The sequence below is a fragment of the Variovorax sp. GW821-FHT09B05 genome, assembly GCF_059418265.1.
The window spans coordinates 113,103-130,761 of record NZ_JBWKPN010000022.1 but is presented as its reverse complement, the minus strand read 5'-3'; the positions used below and the strand labels follow the sequence as shown (position 1 = coordinate 130,761).

The following is a 17,659-nucleotide window of genomic DNA, read 5'->3' as shown; positions in this document are numbered from 1 at the left end:
CCCGGCGGCCGCGCGATGAGCGAGGGCATGCTCGGCGGCCGGCGCCGCGTCGCCGGCGTCTTCCTGGCCTTCGCCTTCGCGTACTTCCTCTCGACCCTGGTGCGCGCGATCACGGCCACCTTGTCGCCCACGCTCACCGACGAGTTCGACCTCGAGTCGCGCGACCTCGGCCTGCTCGCGGGCGGCTACTTCCTCGGCTTCGCGTTCACGCAACTGCCCATGGGCGCCTGGCTCGACCGCCACGGCCCCAAGCGCGTGGTGGTGGCTTTTCTCGGTGTGGCGGTGGCCGGCTGCCTGCTGTTCTCGGTCGCCACGCATTTCTCGCTGCTGCTGGCCGCGCGCGTGCTCACGGGCGTGGGCGTCAGCGCCTGCCTGATGGCGCCGCTCACCGGCTACCGGCGCTGGCTCTCGCCCGCGATGCAACTGCGCAGCAACTCGTGGATGCTGATGGTCGGGTCGTTCGGGCTGGTCGGCGCGACGCTGCCGGTGCAATGGCTGGTGCCGCTGGTCGGCTGGCGCGCGCTGTTCTGGCTGCTGGGCGCGGGCGTGATCGTCTCGATGCTGCTGATCGCCTGGGTCGCGCCCTCGTGGCGTCGAGCCTCACCCGCGGCGACGGTGGCGGTTCACGACGACGGCGGCAGTTACGCCGCCGTCTGGCGCGATCCCTTCTTCCGCAAGCTCGCGCCGATCGGCTTCTTCCACTACGGCGGCTTCATCGCGATGCAGTCGCTGTGGGCCGTGCCCTGGCTCACGCGGGTGTCGGGCTACACGCCGCTGCGCGCGGCCGAGGCGCTGTTCGTCATCAGCCTGGTGCTGCTGGCCACTTACTGGCTCTGGGGCGTGGCCAATCCCAGGCTCGCGCAGCGCGGCATGGCGGCGGATCGGCTCATGGCCTGGGGCCTGCCGCTCTCGCTGCTGTTCATGGCTATTGTTTTGATAGCGGGGCCGCGTGCGGGCACGGGAACGTGGGCAGTTTTCCTGTGCCTCTGCACGGTGGTCACGCTGGCCCAGCCGGCCGTGGCGATGGCGTTGCCGCCAGCGCTCGCGGGCCGCGCGCTGTCGGCCTACAACCTCGTGATCTTCGTCGGCGTGTTCGTGGTGCAGTGGGGCGTGGGCCTGCTGATCGACCTGTTCGTGCGCGCCGGCCTCGACACCGTGGACGCTTTCCGTGGCGCAATGGCCATCCTGCTGGGGTGCTGCGTTATGTCGTATATCTACTTCCTCCGGGCGCCCCCGCATAATCGACGCGCCGTCCCCCGAGCCGCATGAACAGCATCCTCATCATTGCCCATTCGCCCTTCGCACAAGCGTTGCGAAAGTGCGCGCTGCATGTGTTTCCCGACAGCGAGAACGCCATCGTCGCGCTCGACGTGCTGCCCAACGTGCCGCCCGAGGAAACCCTGGCGGCTGCGCGCATCACGCTCGCGCAGCAGCTCCACGGGCCGCGCGTGCAGGTGCTGGTGCTGGCCGACGTGTTCGGCGCCACGCCTTGCAACGTGGCGCAGAAGCTGGTGGACGGCGTTCGCTCGCGGCTCGTGGCGGGCGTCAATCTTCCGATGCTGCTGCGTGCCGTGACCTACCGGCACGAGCCGCTCGACGTGCTCGTGCAGCGCGCCATCGCCGGCGGCACCGCGGGCGTGATGCAAGTGGCGGTGGCGGCACCGCAGAACCAGGCCAAGAGAAAGCACAGTGATCAAGAAATCCGTGACCATCAGCAATAAGCTGGGACTGCATGCACGCGCATCGGCCAAGCTGACCAAGCTCGCAGGCAGCTTTCCCTGCGAGGTGTGGCTCTCGCGCGGCGACCGCCGCATCAACGCCAAGAGCATCATGGGCGTGATGATGCTGGCCGCCGGGCTCGGCTCGACCGTCGAGCTCGAGACCAACGGCCCGCAGGAAGAAGAAGCGATGAACGCCATCGTCCAGCTCATGGACGACAAGTTCGGCGAAGGCGAATAAGGACCACCGCGCATGACCTTCGCAGTCCACGGCCTTCCCGTCGCCCGTGGCATCGCCATCGGCCGCGCGGTGCTGGTGGTGTCGAGCCGCATCGACGTGGCCCACTACTTCATCAAGCCCGAGGAGATCGAGACCGAGATCGATCGCGTGCGCACCGCGCGCAACGCCGTGGCCGAGGAGCTGGCCAAGCTGCAGACCAATGTCGCGCAGATGGGCCCGAACGACGCGCCGCACGAACTCGCGGCGCTGCTCGAGGTGCACCAGATGCTGCTGCAGGACGAGGCCCTGAGCGGCGGCGTCAAGCACTGGATCAGCGAGCGGCTCTACAACGCCGAATGGGCGCTGACCACGCAGCTCGAGGTTATCGCGCGCCAGTTCGACGAGATGGAGGACGAGTACCTGCGCGAGCGCAAGGCCGACCTCGAGCAGGTGGTGGAGCGGCTGCTGCATCGCATGAAGGGCACGGCCGCGGTGCTGGCGCCGAGCCCGCCGCGGCGCAAGCGCGCCTCGTCCGACGAGGACGACGACCTCACCGCGGGCGACGGCATCGACGTGCCGCTGGTGCTGATCGCGCACGATCTCTCGCCGGCCGACATGCTGCAGTTCAAGAAGAGCGTGTTCGCCGGCTTCGTCACCGACGTCGGCGGGCGCACCTCGCACACCGCGATCGTGGCGCGCAGCATGGACGTGCCGGCGGTGGTCGGCGCGCGCACCGCGAGCCAGCTGGTGCGGCAGGACGACTGGGTCATCATCGACGGCGATGCCGGCGTGATGATCATCGATCCCTCGCCGATCATCCTGGCCGAGTACGGCTTCAAGCAGCGCCAGGGCGACCTCGAGCGCGGGCGCCTCGCGCGGCTGCGCCACAAGCCGGCCGTCACGCTCGATGGCCAGCGCGTCGAACTGCTCGCCAACATCGAGATGCCCGAGGACACGGTGGGCGCGATGAAGGCCGGCGCGGTCGGCGTGGGCCTGTTCCGCAGCGAGTTCCTGTTCATGGGCCGCGAGTCGTCGGCGCGCCAGACGCGGCTGCCCAACGAGGAGGAGCAGTACCAGGCCTACAAGCGCGCGGTCGAGGGCATGCAGGGCATGCCGGTCACCATCCGCACCATCGACGTGGGTGCCGACAAGCCGCTGGACAACAAGTCCGCCAACAAGCAGGAGCACCTGAATCCCGCGCTCGGCCTGCGCGCCATCCGCTGGAGCCTGGCCGATCCCGCGATGTTCCTCACGCAGTTGCGCGCCATCCTGCGCGCGGCCGCGCACGGCGAGATCCACCTGCTGATCCCGATGCTCGCGCATGCGAGCGAGATCCGCCAGACGCTGGCGCTGATCGCGCTCGCGCGCACCGAGCTCGACAACCGCGGCGCGGTGCACGGCCACGTGAAGCTCGGCGCCATGATCGAGATCCCGGCCGCGGCGCTCACGCTGCGTACCTTCCTGAAGCACTTCGACTTCCTCTCGATCGGCACCAACGACCTGATCCAGTACACGCTGGCGATCGACCGCGCCGACGAGTCGGTGGCGCACCTCTACGACCCGGCCCATCCGGCGGTGCTGAAGCTGGTGGCCGACACCATCGCCGAGTGCCGGCGCCAGGGCAAGGCCGTGGCGGTGTGCGGCGAGATGGCGGGCGACGTGGCCTTTACGCGGCTGCTGCTGGGCCTGGGGCTGCGCAGCTTCTCGATGCATCCCTCGCGCATCCTCGCGGTCAAGCAGGAGGTGCTGCGCGCCGACACCAGCAAGCTCGAGGCCTGGGCGCGCTCGGTGGTCGACTCGGACGATCCCGCCGCCATGCTCGCGGGCTGAGCGCCGCGCGCGCTTCAAGCCCGCCGCAATAAAACGAAACACGCCGAAACCGCGGCGAAAGGACTTGCCGCGCGCCGGCAAGCACGATCAGGCCTTCTCTTCACCAACCCTGAAAGGCCCGATCCATGAAGCTCTCCCTGACCCAGGCTGTCGCCGTCGCCTCCTTCGCCATGCTCGCCGCCGCGGGCGCCAAGGCCGAAAGCTATGACGGCGTGCACCAGGCCGTGTCGGCCAAGACCCGCGCCGAGATCAACGAGGAAGCCGTGCGCACCGCCGCGGCACCGAACCAGAACGTGACGCGCGGCTCGCGTGGTCCCGAGACCGTGGCGCGCTCGACCGACCGTGCCAGCGTGGCCGCCGAGGCCGTGCGCACCGCGGCCGCGCCCGACCAGAACGTGAGCTCGGGTTCGCGCGTCAACAGCAAGGTGATCTCGACGCTGCAGAACCCGGTGGACGCTCGCGCCGCCGCCTCGCGCGACGCCAGCAAGCTCTGAGCGAAGCGGCCCTCCGCGCCCCCCGGAAACAAGCGACGCATCGGCGTCGCTTTTTCGTTTCGGCCTCCCGGGCTTTGCGTCGCAATAAAACGAAACACGCCGATACCGCGGTGAAAGGACGCGAAGGCGGCCCGAAAGCACCATCGAGCTTCCTCCTCCAACACACACAAGGACCCGTCATGAAACACTGGATCAAACGCACGCTCTTCGGTTTTGCCGGGCTCGCCGTGGTGGCCGGCAGCGTCGCCGGCTGCGCCGGCCATCGCCACGGCTGGAACGGCGACAGCGCCGAGTTCCGCGCCAAGATGGTCGAGCGCGTGGGCAGCAAGCTCGACCTCGATGCGTCGCAGAAGCAGAAGCTCACCGTGCTGGCCGAGAAGCTGCAGGCGCAGCGCCAGGCCTTGCGCGGCGCCGACGGCTCGGGCGATCCGCGTTCGCAGTTCCGCGCCCTGTTCGCGGGCAACAAGCTCGACCAGGCCGGCGCCACCCGCCTGGTCGACGAGAAGACCGCGGCGCTGCGCAGTGGCAGCCCCGAGATCATCGCCGCGGCAGCCGACTTCTTCGATCACCTGAACCCCGCGCAGCAGCAGAAGGTGCGCGAGTTCATGGAGCGCGGCGGACGCCGCTGGAGCCGCCAAGGCTGATGCACCGGCGGCCCCGACCTTCCGTCGGGGCCGCCTTCCATTCCTTTCGGGGCCCGGCGCCCTCCACCTGATGCGAGCACACCATGAAGACCATCGAACCGAACCTGGGCGACCTGATCGCGCTGCGGCGCCAGGCCGCGCGCCGCGCGAGCGATGCCGCGACCGAGACACAGGAAGGCGCCGCGACCGGCGGCGTGCGCACCACGCTGCGGCTCGAGGCGCTGGCCGTGCTGGCGGGCGCGCTGATCGCCTACGACCGCACCGGCACCGGCTGGGGCCTGTTCGCGCTGCTGTTCCTGCTGCCCGACCTGTCGATGCTCGGCTACCTGGCGGGGCCGCGCATCGGCGCGCGGGTCTACAACGTCGCGCACTCGTACCTGGTGCCGCTGGGCATCGGCGCGCTGGGCCTGCTGGTGGCGTTGCCTTTCGCGCTGCCGCTGGCGCTGATCTGGGCCGCGCACATCGCGTTCGATCGCGCGCTGGGCTTCGGCCTCAAGTACGAGGCGGGCTTCGGCTTCACGCACCTGGGCCGCGTCGGAAGGCAGGACCCATGGTGAGCGCGCGTCCCGACGATGTCGTGCGGCCCGTGCTGCGCCCCGCCGTGGCGCGCACCTGGCTGCTGGCCGAGGCGCTCGCGCTCGGCACCGCCTCGGCCGTGCACGCGGGCCGGCTGATCCCCGGCTTCGCGCATGCGCAGGCACGCACGGCCGAAGCCGTGATCGCGCTGGTGCTGGTGGGCGCGGCGGTCGCGAGCTGGCTGCGCCCGGCCTGGACGCGCTGGTTCGCGATCCGCGCCCAGGGCTTCGCGCTGCTCGGCACGCTGGTCGGCCTGTTCACCATCGCGATCGGCATCGGGCCGCAGACCGTGCCCGACGTCGCGTATCACCTGGTCCTGCTCGCCGCGCTCGCGGCCGGCCTCGTCATGGCGGTGCGATGCCGGGCGGGTTGATCATCAGCCAGCTCCTGGCCAGGAGGCACAATCCGCCCATGCCGCGCATCCTGCTGATCGACGACGACGAACACCTCGGCGCGCCGCTGGCGAGCTACTTCGCGCGCTTCGGCTGCACGCTCGAGAGCGCGGTGCGGCCCAGCGAAGGCCTGGCGCGACTGCGCGCCGAGAGCTTCGACGCCGCCATCCTCGACGTCATGCTGCCCGAGATGGACGGCTTCGCGCTGTGCCGCGAGATCCGCAAGGAGAGCGACATCCCGATCGTGATGCTGACCGCGCGCGGCGAGGTGATGGACCGCGTGGTCGGCCTCGAGCTCGGCGCCGACGACTACGTGCCCAAGCCCTTCGAGCCGCGCGAACTCGTGGCGCGCGTGCAGACCATCCTGCGGCGCCAGCGCGTCGCGCCGCCCGCGGCCGCGTCGTCGCAGCAGCGCGTGTTCGACGGCCTGGCGATCGACCTCGACCGGCGCCTGGTGCTGCGCCAGGGCGAGCGCGTCGACCTCACCGGCACCGAGTTCGAACTGCTGGCGCTGCTGGCGGCCGAGCCCGGCAAGGTGTTCAGCCGCGACGACATCCTCAACCGGCTGCGCGGCCACGAGGCCGAGCTCTACACGCGCGCGGTCGACATCGTGGTGAGCCGCCTGCGCAAGAAGCTCGAACCGCTGGACTGCATCAAGACGCTACGCAACGCGGGCTACGCGCTGGCCGTGGCACGCGGCGAGCCTTCTTCATGAACTTCCGCCGCAGGGAACGCCGCGATCGCGAGGGCGCGTGGCATGCCTTCGCCTGCCGCCGCGACGAGCTGCACCGGCAGTGGCATGCGCAGTGGCACGAGAAGGTGCAGGGCAAGCGCCGCTGGCGGCGCTCGCTGCGCATCCGGCTGGTGATGATGTTCGTGCTGCTCGCGGTGGTCATGACCGGCGTGTTCCTCGCGGGCATGAAGAAGTCCTTCTCCACCGGCTGGGCCGAGGCCGCGCAGCCGATGCTGGTCGACTACGCCGACCGGCTGGTGGCCGAGCTCGGCACGCCGCCCGACGTGTCGCGCGCGCAGGCGCTGGTCGACCGCCTGCCGATCACCATCCGCATCGTCGGGCCGACCGTCAACTGGGACTCGAACCCCGGCGAGCACGGCACGCGCGGCGGCTGGATGCGCGACCACGACGAATCGATGTGGAACGACAAGTGGTTCATCCGGCCCACGGCCGACGGCCACCGCGTGATCTTCGGCTGGGCGCCGCGTCTGTGGCAGATCGCGCCGCGCGCGGCCGGCTGGGCCACGCTGAGCCTGCTGCTGCTGCTCGTGGTGCTGGGCTATGCCTACGTGAGCCGGCTGCTGCGGCCGCTGATCGACATCCGCGACGGCGCGCAGCGCTTTGGCCGCGGCGACTTCGAGCGGCCGATTCCCGTGCGCCGCAACGACGACATCGGCGATCTCGCCGAGCACATCAACACCATGGCCCACGACATCCAGGCCATGCTCGATGCCAAGCGCGGGCTGCTGCTGGCGCTGAGCCACGAGCTGCGCTCGCCGCTCACGCGCGCGCGGCTCAATGCCGAGCTGCTGCCGGCCACGGCCGAGGGCCGGGCCGAGCGCGAGGCGCTGCTGCGCGACCTCAACGAGATGCGCGACCTGATCAGCGACCTGCTCGAGAGCGAACGGCTCGCGAGTCCGCACGCGGCGCTGCAGCGCGAGCGCATCGATCTCGCGGCGCTGGTGCGAGAAACCGTGGCCGAGATGCCGGCCGCGCGCGAGGTCCATCTCGACCTCGCCGAGGGCCTGCCGGCGCACTCGGTCGACCGCATGCGCATCCGCCTGCTGGTGCGCAACCTGCTGGACAACGCGCTGCGCTACAGCACCGAGGCGCCGCGTCCGCCGAGCGTGTCGGTGCGCGCCGTGCTCGAGGGCCAGGCGCAGGGCGTGGAAATCGAGGTGCGCGACTTCGGTCCGGGCGTGGACGAGGCGCAGCTCGAGCGGCTGACCGAGGCCTTCTACCGCACCGACGGCGCACGCCAGCGCGCCACCGGCGGCGTCGGCCTGGGCATGTACCTGTGCCGGCTGATCGCCGAGGCGCATGGCGGCAGCCTGCGGGTGCGCAACGCGTCGCCGGGCCTGCAGATCGTGGTGCGGCTGGGCTGACGAGGTCTGGGCGGGGAGGGCGGGCTGTCGCCTGCGCTACGCGCGGCCCCGCGCCGCGCGGCTAGCATGCGCCGCTCAGCCACACCCCGGGGCGCGGCCCCATCTCCAGGAGACGCTTCATGACCGACACCACCGCACTCGTCAACCACCAGGTCCGCCTCGCCAAGCGTCCCGAGGCCGCCGCCACGCGCGAGCACTGGAGCTTCGGCAGCGAGCCCGTGGCCGAGCCGGCCGAGGGCGGGGTGCTGGTCAAGACGCTGTCGCTGTCGCTCGACCCGGCCATGCGTGGCTGGCTCAACGATGCCAAGAGCTACATCCCGCCGGTCGAGATCGGCGCCGTGATGCGCGCCGGTGGCATCGGCCGCGTCATCGCCTCGAAGAACCCGCAGTTCGCGGTCGGCGACACCGTCTACGGCACGCTCAACGTGCAGGAATACATGCTGATCCCGCAGGAGGAGATCAAGCGCAACGGCCTGGTGAAGATCGACCTGCGCGTGGGCAGCATCACCCAGTGGCTCAACGTGCTGGGCATGCCCGGCATGACCGGCTACTTCGGCCTGATGGACGTGGGCCAGCCCAAGGCCGGCGAGACCGTCGTGATCTCGGGCGCCGCCGGCGCGGTCGGCCAGACCGTGGGCCAGCTCGCGAAGATCAAGGGCTGCCGCGTGGTCGGCATCGCGGGCGGCGAGGCCAAGTGCGATTGGGTGGTCAAGGAGCTGGGTTTCGACGCCTGCATCGACTACAAGGCCGGCGCCGCAGCGGTCCGCGACGGCCTCAAGCAGCACTGCCCCAAGGGCGTGGACATCTACTTCGACAACGTCGGCGGCGAGATCCTCGACCTCGTGCTCGCGCGCATCGCGCGCATCGCGCGCATCATCATCTGCGGCGCCATCAGCCAGTACAACAACGCCAACAGCATGCCGGCGGCCGGCCCGCGCAACTACCTGAGCCTGCTGGTGAACCGGGCGCGCATGGAAGGCATCGTGGTGTTCGACTACGCCGACCGCTATCCCGTGGCCATCGCCGAACTGGCGGGTTACCTGAAGGATGGGCGCATGAAGAGCAAGGAAGACATCGTGCAGGGCCTCGACACCTTCCCCGAGGCCCTGAACCGGCTCTTCAGCGGTGCCAACTTCGGCAAACTGGTGCTGCAGGTGGCGACCGAGTGATGTCAGCTCGGTAGTATTTGGCAAAACTTTCGTATCGAAAAGTTTGCAAATGGGTTTAGTTCACAAACATTGAATTAACAATGTCAACCACTGTCAACTGAGTCGAAAACGTCTTCTTCTCCTAGGAATTGGTTAATAGACTGCGCTCTGCCTTGTCAAGGCAAGTAGTTCTTTTTGTTAACAATCCCAGGGAATTCAGATGCGTAAATTCTTCAAGCTGGCGGCGCTGGCCGCTGTCGCCGCTGCGCTGTCGCAAGGCGCGATGGCTGCCGACGGCACCATCAACTTCACGGGCGAAATCGTCGATGCACCTTGCTCGATCTCGCCGAACAGCCAGAACATGACCGTGCCGCTGGGCAAGGTCGCTCGCACGGTGCTCGACGGCGGCAAGGGCAAGAAGGCCACGCCGTCGAAGTTCACCATCGACCTGCTCGGCTGCGGCGCCACCGCCAAGGGCGCGACCGTGTCGTTCACCGGCACGCCCGACCTCGACGACGCCACCAACCTGCGCCTGGCGAATGCCGGCCAGGTCGGCGTGACCACCGCTTCGGGCGTGGCCATCGAGCTGGGCGATTCCGCCGCCACCAAGATTCCGCTCGGCTCGGAATCGGCGCAATACGTTCTGGGCCAGGGCGACAACGCCCTGAAGTTCCAGGCCGTGTACGTGTCGACCAAGGACACCGTGACGGTCGGTCCGGCCAACTCGACGGCCCAGTTCACGGTCAACTACAAGTAAGCCGCCTTCGCGGAATCCGGCCCCTGTCCATTGCGGCAGGCGCCGTCGGATTCCGCACCGGACCGACGCGGCGCGGCGACCTCGCGTGGGCGCGCCGCATCGGCCGGTTTTTCCATCACCCGTCTTTTTTCCGCCGGTGCGCCGCGTGCGCCGCCGTGCTGGGGTGCGCCTGGACGCCAGCGTCCGCCGTACCGAGGAACCCGTCGTATGTGCAGCAAGAATCGAATTCGTTGGACCCTGGGCATCGTGGCGATGCTCTGCCTTCAATGGCCGGCCGCGGCGGGCGTGATGCTCGGCGGCACGCGCGTCATCCTGGGCGAGAAGGACCGCGAAGCCTCGATTCCGGTGAAGAACACCGGCACCTCGCCCTACGTGGTCCAGGCCTGGATCGACGCCGGCGAAGGCAAGAACAAGACCCCGATGCTGGTCACGCCGCCGCTGTCGCGGCTCGACCCCGGCATGGAGAACATCCTGCGCATCATGCGCGTGGCGGGCGAGCTGCCGGCCGACCGCGAAACGGTGTTCTGGCTCAACGTGAAGGAGATCCCCGAGCGTTCCAAGGACGAGAACGTGCTGCAGATCGCGGTGCGCAGCCGCATCAAGCTGTTCTACCGGCCCGCCAGCCTGGGCGGCAAGTCCGAGGAGGCCCGCAGCCAGCTGCAGTGGGCGGTGGCCGGCGGCGCGCAGGGCGCGGTGCTCAGGATCGGCAACCCGACGCCGTACCACGTGACCTTCACGGGTCTCAAGATCAACGGCGGCCAGCAGGACATCAACGCCGACATGGTGCCGCCCTTCGGCGAGTCGGTGTACCCGCTGACCGCGGTGAAGGCGCCGCAGGCGATCCAGGTCAACTTCACCACGCTCAACGACTACGGCGGCGAAACGCCCGAGGAACTGGTGCGCGTGCCCGCGGGCGATGCGCCGGTGGCCGTGAAGGCCGAGCTCGTTCCTGTCGCAGCCGACGGCGCGAAGCGCTGAGGCGCGAGGGCGAAAAGCCATGCGCCGCCGCATCCCGTCCCTTTCAGCGACCCGGCGCGCGCCGGTGGCCGGCGGCGCCCTGCGCGCGCCGTTCCGCCTGAGCCTGTGCGCCGCGGTGCTCGCGGCCCTCGGCACGCACGGTGCGCAGGGCGCGCCGGTGCAGGAGCAGGCGCCCGCGCCCCAGAAGCCACAGGTCGCGCAGAAGCAGCAACTGGCCGCCTCGACCTTCAACGAGGAATTCCTCGGCATCGGCGGCGACCAGCCCAATGCCGACCTCTCGCTGTTCTCGTTCGGCAACCGCGTGCTCGCGGGCAAGTACACCGTCGACGTCTCGCTCAACGAGCGCGGCGTGGGCCAGAGCGAGGTCCGCTTCGAGGACAGGGAAGGCACGAACGACGCGGTGGCCTGCCTCACGCGCGGCCTGCTCGACACCTGGGGCGTGAACGTCGCCGTGTTCCCGTCGATCGCCGCTGCCGCCGACGAGGCCTGCATCGACCTCGTCAACGCCATCCCCGAGTCGAAGCTCAGCTACGACGCCGGGCGCCAGCGCCTGTTCCTGAGCATTCCGCAGGCCGCGCTCAAGCGCAGCGCGCGCGGCGCCGTGGGCCCCGAGAAGTGGGACAAGGGCATCACCGCCTTCATGCTGGACTACCAGCTCAACTACTCGCGCTTCAGCGGCAGCAACTACCGCAACGACACCCCGCTGACCAACCCGCAGCTCAACGTCTTCGACGCCGCCGATCCGTTCAACCGCAACCGCAACACGCTCCAGCGCAACACCTTCTTCGCGGGCGTGCGCGCGGGCTTCAACATGGGCGACTGGCGCTTTCGCCACTACTCGACCTACAACCGCGGCCTCGATGGCCGAAGCCGCTGGCAGGGCGTCACCAGCTATGCGCAACGCGACCTGGCCTCGATCAATGGCCAGTTGCTGATTGGCGACGGCAACACGCCCGGCAACTTCTTCGACAGCCTGCCGTTCCGCGGCGTGCAGGTGTCCTCCGACGACGCGATGCTGCCCGACAGCCTGCAGGGCTACGCGCCCACGATCCGCGGCATCGCCCAGACCAATGCGCGCGTCACCGTGCGGCAGAACGGCTACATCGTCTACAGCACCTTCGTGGCGCCCGGGCCCTTCGTGCTCGACGACCTGTATCCCACCGCCTCGAGCGGCGACCTCGAGGTCACGATCACCGAGGCCGACGGCCGCCAGACCAAGTACACCCAGGCCTTCTCGGCCGTGCCCACCTTGCTGCGCGAGGGCACCTGGCGCTACTCGGCCACCGTGGGCAAGTACCGCAACGGCTACGACAACGTGAACACCAACCCGCTGCTGCCGAGCCAGGTGCCGGCCGAGCCGGTGTTCCTGCAGGCCACCCTGGCGCGCGGCCTGCCCGACGAGTACTCGGTGTACGGCGGCCTGATCGCCGCGCGCAAGTACCAGTCGGGCCTGGTGGGCCTGGGCAAGAACATGCGCGCCTTCGGCGCCGTCTCGTTCGACCTCTCGGCCGCGCGCACCGTCGACCGCTTCGACAAGACCTACAACGGCCAGTCGCTGCGCTTCCTCTATTCGAAGGCCTTCGTCGACTCGGGCACCAACTTCCGCGTGGCCGGCTACCGCTACTCGACCAGCGGCTACCGCACCTTCCAGGAAGCGGCACAGATGCAGGGCCTGCTGCTGCCCGACAACTTCAACAGCCGCCGCAACGAGCTGCGCTTCGAACTCTCGCAGCAGATCGGCAGCTGGGGCTCGGTGTTCGCCTCGGCGCGCCAGCAGACCTACTGGGGCACGCCCGCCAAGGACCGGCTGGTGCAGATCGGCTACTCGGGCAGCTACAAGCAGTTCGGCTACAGCGTCTTCTACAACTACAGCACCAACAACGGCGGCATCAACAGCTTCAGCACCGGCTCGATCCGTCCGGTCAGCCGGCAGCTCATGGTGATGGTCAGCATCCCGCTGGGCGACACGCGCGCCAGCGCGCAGTACACCGTGAGCCGCGACAACGACGGGCGCCTCAACCAGCAGGCCAGCGTCTACGGCAGCGCCTTCGAGGACAGCCGGCTCAACTACAACGTCACCGCGGGCCACTCGAACGCCGACGGCCAGGGCTCGAGCGGCAGCGCCAGCGCGAGCTACCTCTCGCCCGTGGGCCGCTTCGATGTCGGCCACTCGCAGGGCAAGGGCTACGGCCAGACCACCTTCGGCATGTCGGGTGGCCTGCTGGCGCACGGCGGCGGCGTCACCCTGTCGCAGCCGCTGGGCGAGACCATCGCGCTGGTGCAGGCGCCCAAGGCCGGCGGCGTGGGCTTCGAATCGCAGCCGGGCGTGGCGACCGACAGCGCGGGCAATGCGGTCATCCCGAACCTGAGCCCGTACCGGCTCAACCGCCTCGCGCTGCGTACCGGCGACCTCGGCGACACCGTCGAGGTGAAGAACGCGGCGATGGAAGTGGTGCCCACGCGCGGTGCCGTGGTGGTCGCGAAGTTCGAGACCTCGGTGGGCTTCCGCCTGCTGATGACGCTGAGCGACGCGAAGGGCCGCGTGCTGCCGCTGGGTTCGAAGATCGAGAACGAGGCCGGCCAGGAGGTCGGCATCGTCGGCCCCGACGGCCAGGCCTTCGTGACCGGCGCGGGCCAGAGCGGCAGCCTCACGGTGCGCTGGGGGCAGGGCGCGAACGACCAGTGCACGGTGGCCTACACCCTGCCCGAGGACGCCAATCCGCCGCCGATCCGCGAATTCACGGGGCAGTGCATCGGCAGCGCGGTCGACAGTGCGGCGCTGTTCGCGCCGCGAGCAAAGAAGAAGGGAGCGGAATGAACCGCAGCAATCCGTCGGGCGCGATGAAGGCGTTCTTCTCGTCCCCGCTGCGCCGCGGCGCCTCGCTGATCGCCGGGCTCGTGCTGCTGGTGGCCGCGCAGGAGGCGAGTGCCCTGTGCTCGCTCAACACCGCGGGCGGCTATGTCCCGAAGAACATCAACATGGTGATGGGACGCATCGTCGTCAGCCCGGACCTGCCCGTGGGCAGCCTCATCACCACGGCCAAGACCTTTCCCATCTACCAGGCGGGTTCGAACAACACGCCATTCACCTGCTCCGGCGGCGGCACCCTGTTCGGGGTCATCAATTCCGCGGCGGTGGGCGCGGAGTGGTCGGGGAAGGAAAAAGTCTTCGCCACCAACGTGGCGGGCATCGGCATCCGCCTGCTGCGACGGGCCACGGGGGGCAACCCGCCCGACGTGTACTACCCGCACACCTTGTCGACCACCACCACGTTCGGATCGTTCGCGACCAACGCGGACTTCGTGGTCGAGCTCTACAAGATCGCCCCCGTCACCGGCAGTGGCCCGCTGGTCAGCGGCATCTACACCACCTATTCCGGCGACCGGGGCGGCTCGGCCGTGACCACCCGCGTCGACGGCGACGCCATCACCATCGTCACGCCCAGCTGCCTCGTGGACACGGGCTCGAAGAACATTCCGGTGGTGTTCGGCAAGGTGCCGCAGAGCGATTTCAAGGGCCGTGGCACGACCGCGGCGGAGCGCAACTTCAACATCCGGCTCAAGTGCAACGCCGGGGTCGGCACGCAGAACACCGTCTACCTGCGCATGGACGCCACGCCCGATCCGGCCGGCGATGCAGGCGTGCTGCGCATCAGCCAGGCCAGCGGCTCGGCCACCGCCACCGGCGTGGGCATCCAGATCATCGATGGCCAGAAGGTGCCGGTGAAGTACGGCGACGACGCACTGGTGGGGCCGTCGAAGGACGGCGACTACGTGCTGCCCTATACCGCGCGCTATTTCCAGACCGGCAACACCGTGACGCCGGGGCAGGCCAACGGCATGGCGACCTTCACGCTCGACTACAAGTAACTGGGCAAGGCGATCCGCAAGATGGATGCGCCGGGCCTGGTGAGCACCCGGGCCGGCGAGCGGCCGTCGCCGCTTCGCGTTCAGTCCACGTCCGGCCGCATCGGGATGTCGCCCATCGCGTCATCCTCGCGCAGCCCGCGCGCGGCCTTCAGCAGCTCGATCGACAGTCCGTCGCCGTGGCCCGCGAAGCCTTGTGCGATGCCCTCCAGCGCGGTCGAGAGGCCGAGCTCCCCGTCGGCGCGCGCATCCATGCTGATGTTGAGCACGCGCGCCGCCATCTGGCGGTAGGTGACGGCGCCCGCGCCCTCCAGCGCCGCGACCAGGTCGAGGTACAGCGCCAGGTTCATGTCGAACACGAGCTTGGGGGTGATCTCGAAATCCTCGCTGTTGTTCTTCTTGTCCATGCCATGACTCCTTTCTTCGGGAGTCTCCACTCTAGCCACAAAAAGCGCGCGCGCTCGTCGGACACGGGCGATGTTGCTCAACGCGCACGCGTTCGAGGCCGCGCGCCCCCGCCGCCGTCACCCGAGCCGCAGCAGCAGCGCCGAGGCCGCGCACACCAGCAGGAAGGGCACGCTCAGGCGATGGAACTCGCGCAGCCCGTTCGGCAATTTGGCGAGCCGCAGCGCGATCAGGTTGGCGAGCGAGCCCAGCACGCAGCCGAAGCCGCCCACGCTCACGCCGGCGGCCAGCGCCGGCAGGTCGTGCACATAGCGGTCGAGCAGGATGGTGGCCGGCACGTTGCTGATGAACTGCGAGCTCACGATCGCCGCCAGATAGGCGCGCCAGCCCTCGGCGATCGGCCATTGCGTCATCAGCGCGGCGATGAAGGGCAGCTCGGCGAGCTGGCGCAGGTCGACGAACATCAGCGCGATGATCGCGAGCAGCGCCCAGTCGACGTCGCGCAGCACGCGGCGCTGGAACAGCAGGTAGGCGCCGAACACGACCGCCAGGCCCGCGGCCAGCCAGTGCCGGTCGAGCGCGACCACGAAGCCCACGAACAGCAGGCCCGACAGCGCCAGCAGCCGCGGCTGCACCGGCGCGCTGTCGGCCGCGGGCTTGAGCGCGATCGCGGTGCGCGGCACCAGCAGCCAGACGGCGGCGAACAGCCAGAACAGCATCACGCCCACGGTCGGCGCCATCATCCCCATGAAGCCCGCGAAGCTCTCGCCGCTGCGGTGCCACAGGTAGAGGTTCTGCGGATTGCCGATCGGCGTGAGCGCCGAGCCCGCGTTCACCGCCAGCGCCTCCAGCACCACCAGCCGTGCCAGCGGCAGGTGCGCCTGGGTGGCGAGCACGCGCGTGAGCGGCACCAGCAGGAACAGGCTGACGTCGTTGGTGACCAGCGCCGACAGCACGGCGGCGCTGGCAACGAGCAGCAGCGCGAGCTGGCGCAGGTTGGTGGTGCGCGCCAGCAGGCGCTGCGCGGCCGACTGCAGCACGCCGCTCTTCTCCACGCCCTGCGTGATCGCGAGCAGGCCCGCGAGCGCGCCCACGGTCTGCCAGTCGATCAGCTTCAGCCAGTCGAGCGGCGCGCGCGGCCGCAGGAAGGCGAACAGCACGGCCACCGCCACCAGCACCCAGAGCAGGCCGTTGCCGCCGCCCTCGTGGGGCGATGCGGTGTCCGCGGAGGCGGTGGCGGGAGGCAGGGCGGACGCGGTGTCTTTGGTCATGGAGCGGCGGTGGTCAGGGCGGCGGAAGCGTGCGCGGCACGCGCTTCCCGCCCCCGAGTTTCGGGCATGGCGAGCGCGAACAGCGCGAGCGCCGCCGCGGCGATGGCCGCGAGCACGACGAAGGCGGTGCCGTAGCCGGCCGCGTGCGCGATGCTGCCCGCCAGCAGGTTGCTGAGCGCCGCGCCCAGCCCGACGCAGGCCGCGCCCAGGCCGAGCGCGAAGTTGAAGCGGCCGCTGCCGCGCGTGAGGTCGCCGATCATCAGGGTCAGCATCACGCCGAAGATGCCCGCGCCGATGCCGTCGAGCACCTGCAGCGCGAGCAGCGCGGCGGGGCTGTCGGCCAGCAGGTAGAGCAGCCCGCGCACCGGCAGCACCGCGAAGCCGACCAGGAACACCGGCTTGCGCGCGAGCCGCGGCGCCCAGCGTCCGACCGCCATCGCGATCGGGATGGTCACCAACTGCGTGACGATCACCCCGGCCGAGAGCCACAGCGTGGCCGCGGCGCCGGTGCGCGAGCCGACCTTCTGCGCCACCAGCGTCAGCATCGCGGCATTGGCCAGGTGGAACAGGAAGGCGCAGGCCAGCAGCACGACGAGGCGGCGGTCGTGCCAGCGGACGGTGCCCTGGGCGGCATCGGGCGGCGCGTCGGCGCCGCGCGCCAGCCGCGGGTCGACGTCGCGGTCGCGGATCAGCAGCGCCGCCGCGATGGTCGGCAGCGCCATCGCCACCGCGTAGAAGAACATCGCGCGCGGCCCGAAGGCATGGCCGACCCAGCCGGTGCCCAGCGCCCACAGCACCGTGCCGGCCGCGGTGATCGCGGCGTTGCGGCCGATGCGCGCGTCGAGGCCGGCGCGGCCCACCATGCCGAGACTGGTGGCCGCGAGGGCGGGCGCGACCAGCGTGCCCGCGGCGCCGATCAGCGACTGGCCCGCGAGGATGGTGCCGTAGAGCGGCCACTGGGCCATCGCCACCAGGCACAGCGCGATCAGCGCGACCGCGCCCGCGATCCAGCGCGGCTTGCGGCGCACGCTGTCGATCAGCGCGCCGGCCGGCGCCTGCACCGCCAGCCCGACCAGCGCCGAGACGAACATCACGCTGCCGATGCGCTGCGGATCCCAGGCCAAGGTGCCGGCCATGAAGACCACCAGGAAGGGGCCGACGCCGCCCTGGATGTCGGGCGCGAAGAAGGCCAGCGCATCGAGGGCGCGCAGGCTGCGGCGGGTGGGCGCGGTCGTCATGGC

18 protein-coding genes are annotated in these 17,659 nt (G+C 70.0%); 15 read left to right on the top strand and 3 right to left on the bottom strand.

Annotation, left to right across the window (positions count from 1 at the left end; all coding sequences use genetic code 11):
• Window positions 1-15: 15 nt before the first annotated feature.
• From AC07RM_RS37080 to AC07RM_RS37010, 15 genes are all read left to right on the top strand, one after another.
• Complete coding sequence (locus AC07RM_RS37080) at window positions 16-1,269, top strand: MFS transporter (protein ID WP_495337657.1); 1,254 nt, start codon at window positions 16-18, stop codon at window positions 1,267-1,269.
• Window positions 1,266-1,721, top strand: coding sequence for a PTS sugar transporter subunit IIA (locus AC07RM_RS37075; protein WP_093350228.1), 456 nt, complete (start codon window positions 1,266-1,268; stop codon window positions 1,719-1,721). The genes AC07RM_RS37080 and AC07RM_RS37075 overlap by 4 nt, the downstream gene beginning before the upstream one ends.
• Entirely contained in the window at window positions 1,690-1,959 is a 270-nt protein-coding gene (locus tag AC07RM_RS37070; protein ID WP_057596164.1) for an HPr family phosphocarrier protein, read from the top strand. Before AC07RM_RS37075 ends, AC07RM_RS37070 begins: the two co-directional genes overlap by 32 nt.
• Window positions 1,960-1,971: 12 nt before the next feature.
• Window positions 1,972-3,768, top strand: a complete 1,797-nt coding sequence (gene ptsP / locus AC07RM_RS37065) for a phosphoenolpyruvate--protein phosphotransferase (protein ID WP_093350231.1) — start codon at window positions 1,972-1,974, stop codon at window positions 3,766-3,768.
• Window positions 3,769-3,893: 125 nt separating this feature from the next.
• Complete coding sequence (locus AC07RM_RS37060; RefSeq protein ID WP_208510587.1) at window positions 3,894-4,262, top strand: DUF4148 domain-containing protein; 369 nt, start codon at window positions 3,894-3,896, stop codon at window positions 4,260-4,262.
• A gap of 179 nt (window positions 4,263-4,441) precedes the next feature.
• Window positions 4,442-4,906 (top strand): Spy/CpxP family protein refolding chaperone, encoded by a 465-nt coding sequence (locus AC07RM_RS37055; protein WP_208510588.1) that lies wholly within the window; start codon window positions 4,442-4,444, stop codon window positions 4,904-4,906.
• Between the two features lie 83 nt (window positions 4,907-4,989).
• On the top strand, window positions 4,990-5,463 hold the full coding sequence (locus AC07RM_RS37050; RefSeq protein WP_093350239.1) for a DUF4260 domain-containing protein: 474 nt from the start codon (window positions 4,990-4,992) through the stop codon (window positions 5,461-5,463).
• Entirely contained in the window at window positions 5,457-5,855 is a 399-nt protein-coding gene (locus AC07RM_RS37045) for a hypothetical protein (RefSeq protein ID WP_495337656.1), read from the top strand. Before AC07RM_RS37050 ends, AC07RM_RS37045 begins: the two co-directional genes overlap by 7 nt.
• A 38-nt stretch (window positions 5,856-5,893) precedes the next feature.
• Window positions 5,894-6,589, top strand: coding sequence for a response regulator transcription factor (locus tag AC07RM_RS37040; RefSeq protein WP_093350245.1), 696 nt, complete (start codon window positions 5,894-5,896; stop codon window positions 6,587-6,589).
• Window positions 6,586-7,992 carry a HAMP domain-containing sensor histidine kinase gene (locus tag AC07RM_RS37035; protein WP_296777850.1) on the top strand — a complete coding sequence of 469 codons (1,407 nt, stop codon included), beginning with the start codon at window positions 6,586-6,588 and terminating at the stop codon, window positions 7,990-7,992. Before AC07RM_RS37040 ends, AC07RM_RS37035 begins: the two co-directional genes overlap by 4 nt.
• A 119-nt stretch (window positions 7,993-8,111) precedes the next feature.
• Entirely contained in the window at window positions 8,112-9,161 is a 1,050-nt protein-coding gene (locus AC07RM_RS37030) for an NADP-dependent oxidoreductase (protein ID WP_495337655.1), read from the top strand.
• 199 nt (window positions 9,162-9,360) lie between these two features.
• A complete protein-coding gene (locus tag AC07RM_RS37025) occupies window positions 9,361-9,897 on the top strand; it encodes a fimbrial protein (protein ID WP_093350252.1) in 537 nt (178 codons plus the stop codon).
• A 252-nt stretch (window positions 9,898-10,149) separates the two neighbouring features.
• On the top strand, window positions 10,150-10,875 hold the full coding sequence (locus AC07RM_RS37020; RefSeq protein ID WP_495337654.1) for a fimbrial biogenesis chaperone: 726 nt from the start codon (window positions 10,150-10,152) through the stop codon (window positions 10,873-10,875).
• 19 nt (window positions 10,876-10,894) lie between these two features.
• Window positions 10,895-13,693 (top strand): fimbria/pilus outer membrane usher protein, encoded by a 2,799-nt coding sequence (locus AC07RM_RS37015; RefSeq protein WP_495337653.1) that lies wholly within the window; start codon window positions 10,895-10,897, stop codon window positions 13,691-13,693.
• A complete protein-coding gene (locus AC07RM_RS37010; RefSeq protein ID WP_093350262.1) occupies window positions 13,690-14,745 on the top strand; it encodes a fimbrial protein in 1,056 nt (351 codons plus the stop codon). The genes AC07RM_RS37015 and AC07RM_RS37010 overlap by 4 nt, the downstream gene beginning before the upstream one ends.
• An 80-nt stretch (window positions 14,746-14,825) precedes the next feature.
• On the opposite strand, the gene AC07RM_RS37005 is transcribed toward AC07RM_RS37010, so the two are convergent.
• The 3 genes from AC07RM_RS37005 to AC07RM_RS36995 all read right to left on the bottom strand — a co-directional run bounded on the left by AC07RM_RS37005 (window position 14,826) and on the right by AC07RM_RS36995 (window position 17,656).
• Window positions 14,826-15,149, bottom strand: coding sequence for a hypothetical protein (locus tag AC07RM_RS37005; protein ID WP_093350265.1), 324 nt, complete (start codon window positions 15,147-15,149; stop codon window positions 14,826-14,828).
• A 117-nt stretch (window positions 15,150-15,266) separates the two neighbouring features.
• Window positions 15,267-16,418 (bottom strand): SLC13 family permease, encoded by a 1,152-nt coding sequence (locus AC07RM_RS37000; RefSeq protein ID WP_495337652.1) that lies wholly within the window; start codon window positions 16,416-16,418, stop codon window positions 15,267-15,269.
• Window positions 16,415-17,656 carry an MFS transporter gene (locus AC07RM_RS36995; protein WP_495337651.1) on the bottom strand — a complete coding sequence of 414 codons (1,242 nt, stop codon included), beginning with the start codon at window positions 17,654-17,656 and terminating at the stop codon, window positions 16,415-16,417. Before AC07RM_RS36995 ends, AC07RM_RS37000 begins: the two co-directional genes overlap by 4 nt.
• Between the last annotated feature and the right edge of the window lie 3 nt (window positions 17,657-17,659).

Excerpts from the sequence above, each read along its gene's own strand:
- AC07RM_RS37080 (WP_495337657.1), top strand. The coding sequence starts at position 16 with ATGAGCGAGGGCATGCTCGGCGGCCGGCGCCGCGTCGCCGGCGTCTTC.
- AC07RM_RS37075 (WP_093350228.1), top strand. The coding sequence starts at position 1,266 with ATGAACAGCATCCTCATCATTGCCCATTCGCCCTTCGCACAAGCGTTG.
- ptsP (WP_093350231.1), top strand. The coding sequence starts at position 1,972 with ATGACCTTCGCAGTCCACGGCCTTCCCGTCGCCCGTGGCATCGCCATC.
- AC07RM_RS37060 (WP_208510587.1), top strand. The coding sequence starts at position 3,894 with ATGAAGCTCTCCCTGACCCAGGCTGTCGCCGTCGCCTCCTTCGCCATG.
- AC07RM_RS37055 (WP_208510588.1), top strand. The coding sequence starts at position 4,442 with ATGAAACACTGGATCAAACGCACGCTCTTCGGTTTTGCCGGGCTCGCC.
- AC07RM_RS37050 (WP_093350239.1), top strand. The coding sequence starts at position 4,990 with ATGAAGACCATCGAACCGAACCTGGGCGACCTGATCGCGCTGCGGCGC.
- AC07RM_RS37045 (WP_495337656.1), top strand. The coding sequence starts at position 5,457 with ATGGTGAGCGCGCGTCCCGACGATGTCGTGCGGCCCGTGCTGCGCCCC.
- AC07RM_RS37040 (WP_093350245.1), top strand. The coding sequence starts at position 5,894 with ATGCCGCGCATCCTGCTGATCGACGACGACGAACACCTCGGCGCGCCG.
- AC07RM_RS37035 (WP_296777850.1), top strand. The coding sequence starts at position 6,586 with ATGAACTTCCGCCGCAGGGAACGCCGCGATCGCGAGGGCGCGTGGCAT.
- AC07RM_RS37030 (WP_495337655.1), top strand. The coding sequence starts at position 8,112 with ATGACCGACACCACCGCACTCGTCAACCACCAGGTCCGCCTCGCCAAG.
- AC07RM_RS37025 (WP_093350252.1), top strand. The coding sequence starts at position 9,361 with ATGCGTAAATTCTTCAAGCTGGCGGCGCTGGCCGCTGTCGCCGCTGCG.
- AC07RM_RS37020 (WP_495337654.1), top strand. The coding sequence starts at position 10,150 with ATGCTCTGCCTTCAATGGCCGGCCGCGGCGGGCGTGATGCTCGGCGGC.
- AC07RM_RS37015 (WP_495337653.1), top strand. The coding sequence starts at position 10,895 with ATGCGCCGCCGCATCCCGTCCCTTTCAGCGACCCGGCGCGCGCCGGTG.
- AC07RM_RS37010 (WP_093350262.1), top strand. The coding sequence starts at position 13,690 with ATGAACCGCAGCAATCCGTCGGGCGCGATGAAGGCGTTCTTCTCGTCC.
- AC07RM_RS37005 (WP_093350265.1), bottom strand. The coding sequence starts at position 15,149 with ATGGACAAGAAGAACAACAGCGAGGATTTCGAGATCACCCCCAAGCTC.
- AC07RM_RS37000 (WP_495337652.1), bottom strand. The coding sequence starts at position 16,418 with ATGACCAAAGACACCGCGTCCGCCCTGCCTCCCGCCACCGCCTCCGCG.
- AC07RM_RS36995 (WP_495337651.1), bottom strand. The coding sequence starts at position 17,656 with ATGACGACCGCGCCCACCCGCCGCAGCCTGCGCGCCCTCGATGCGCTG.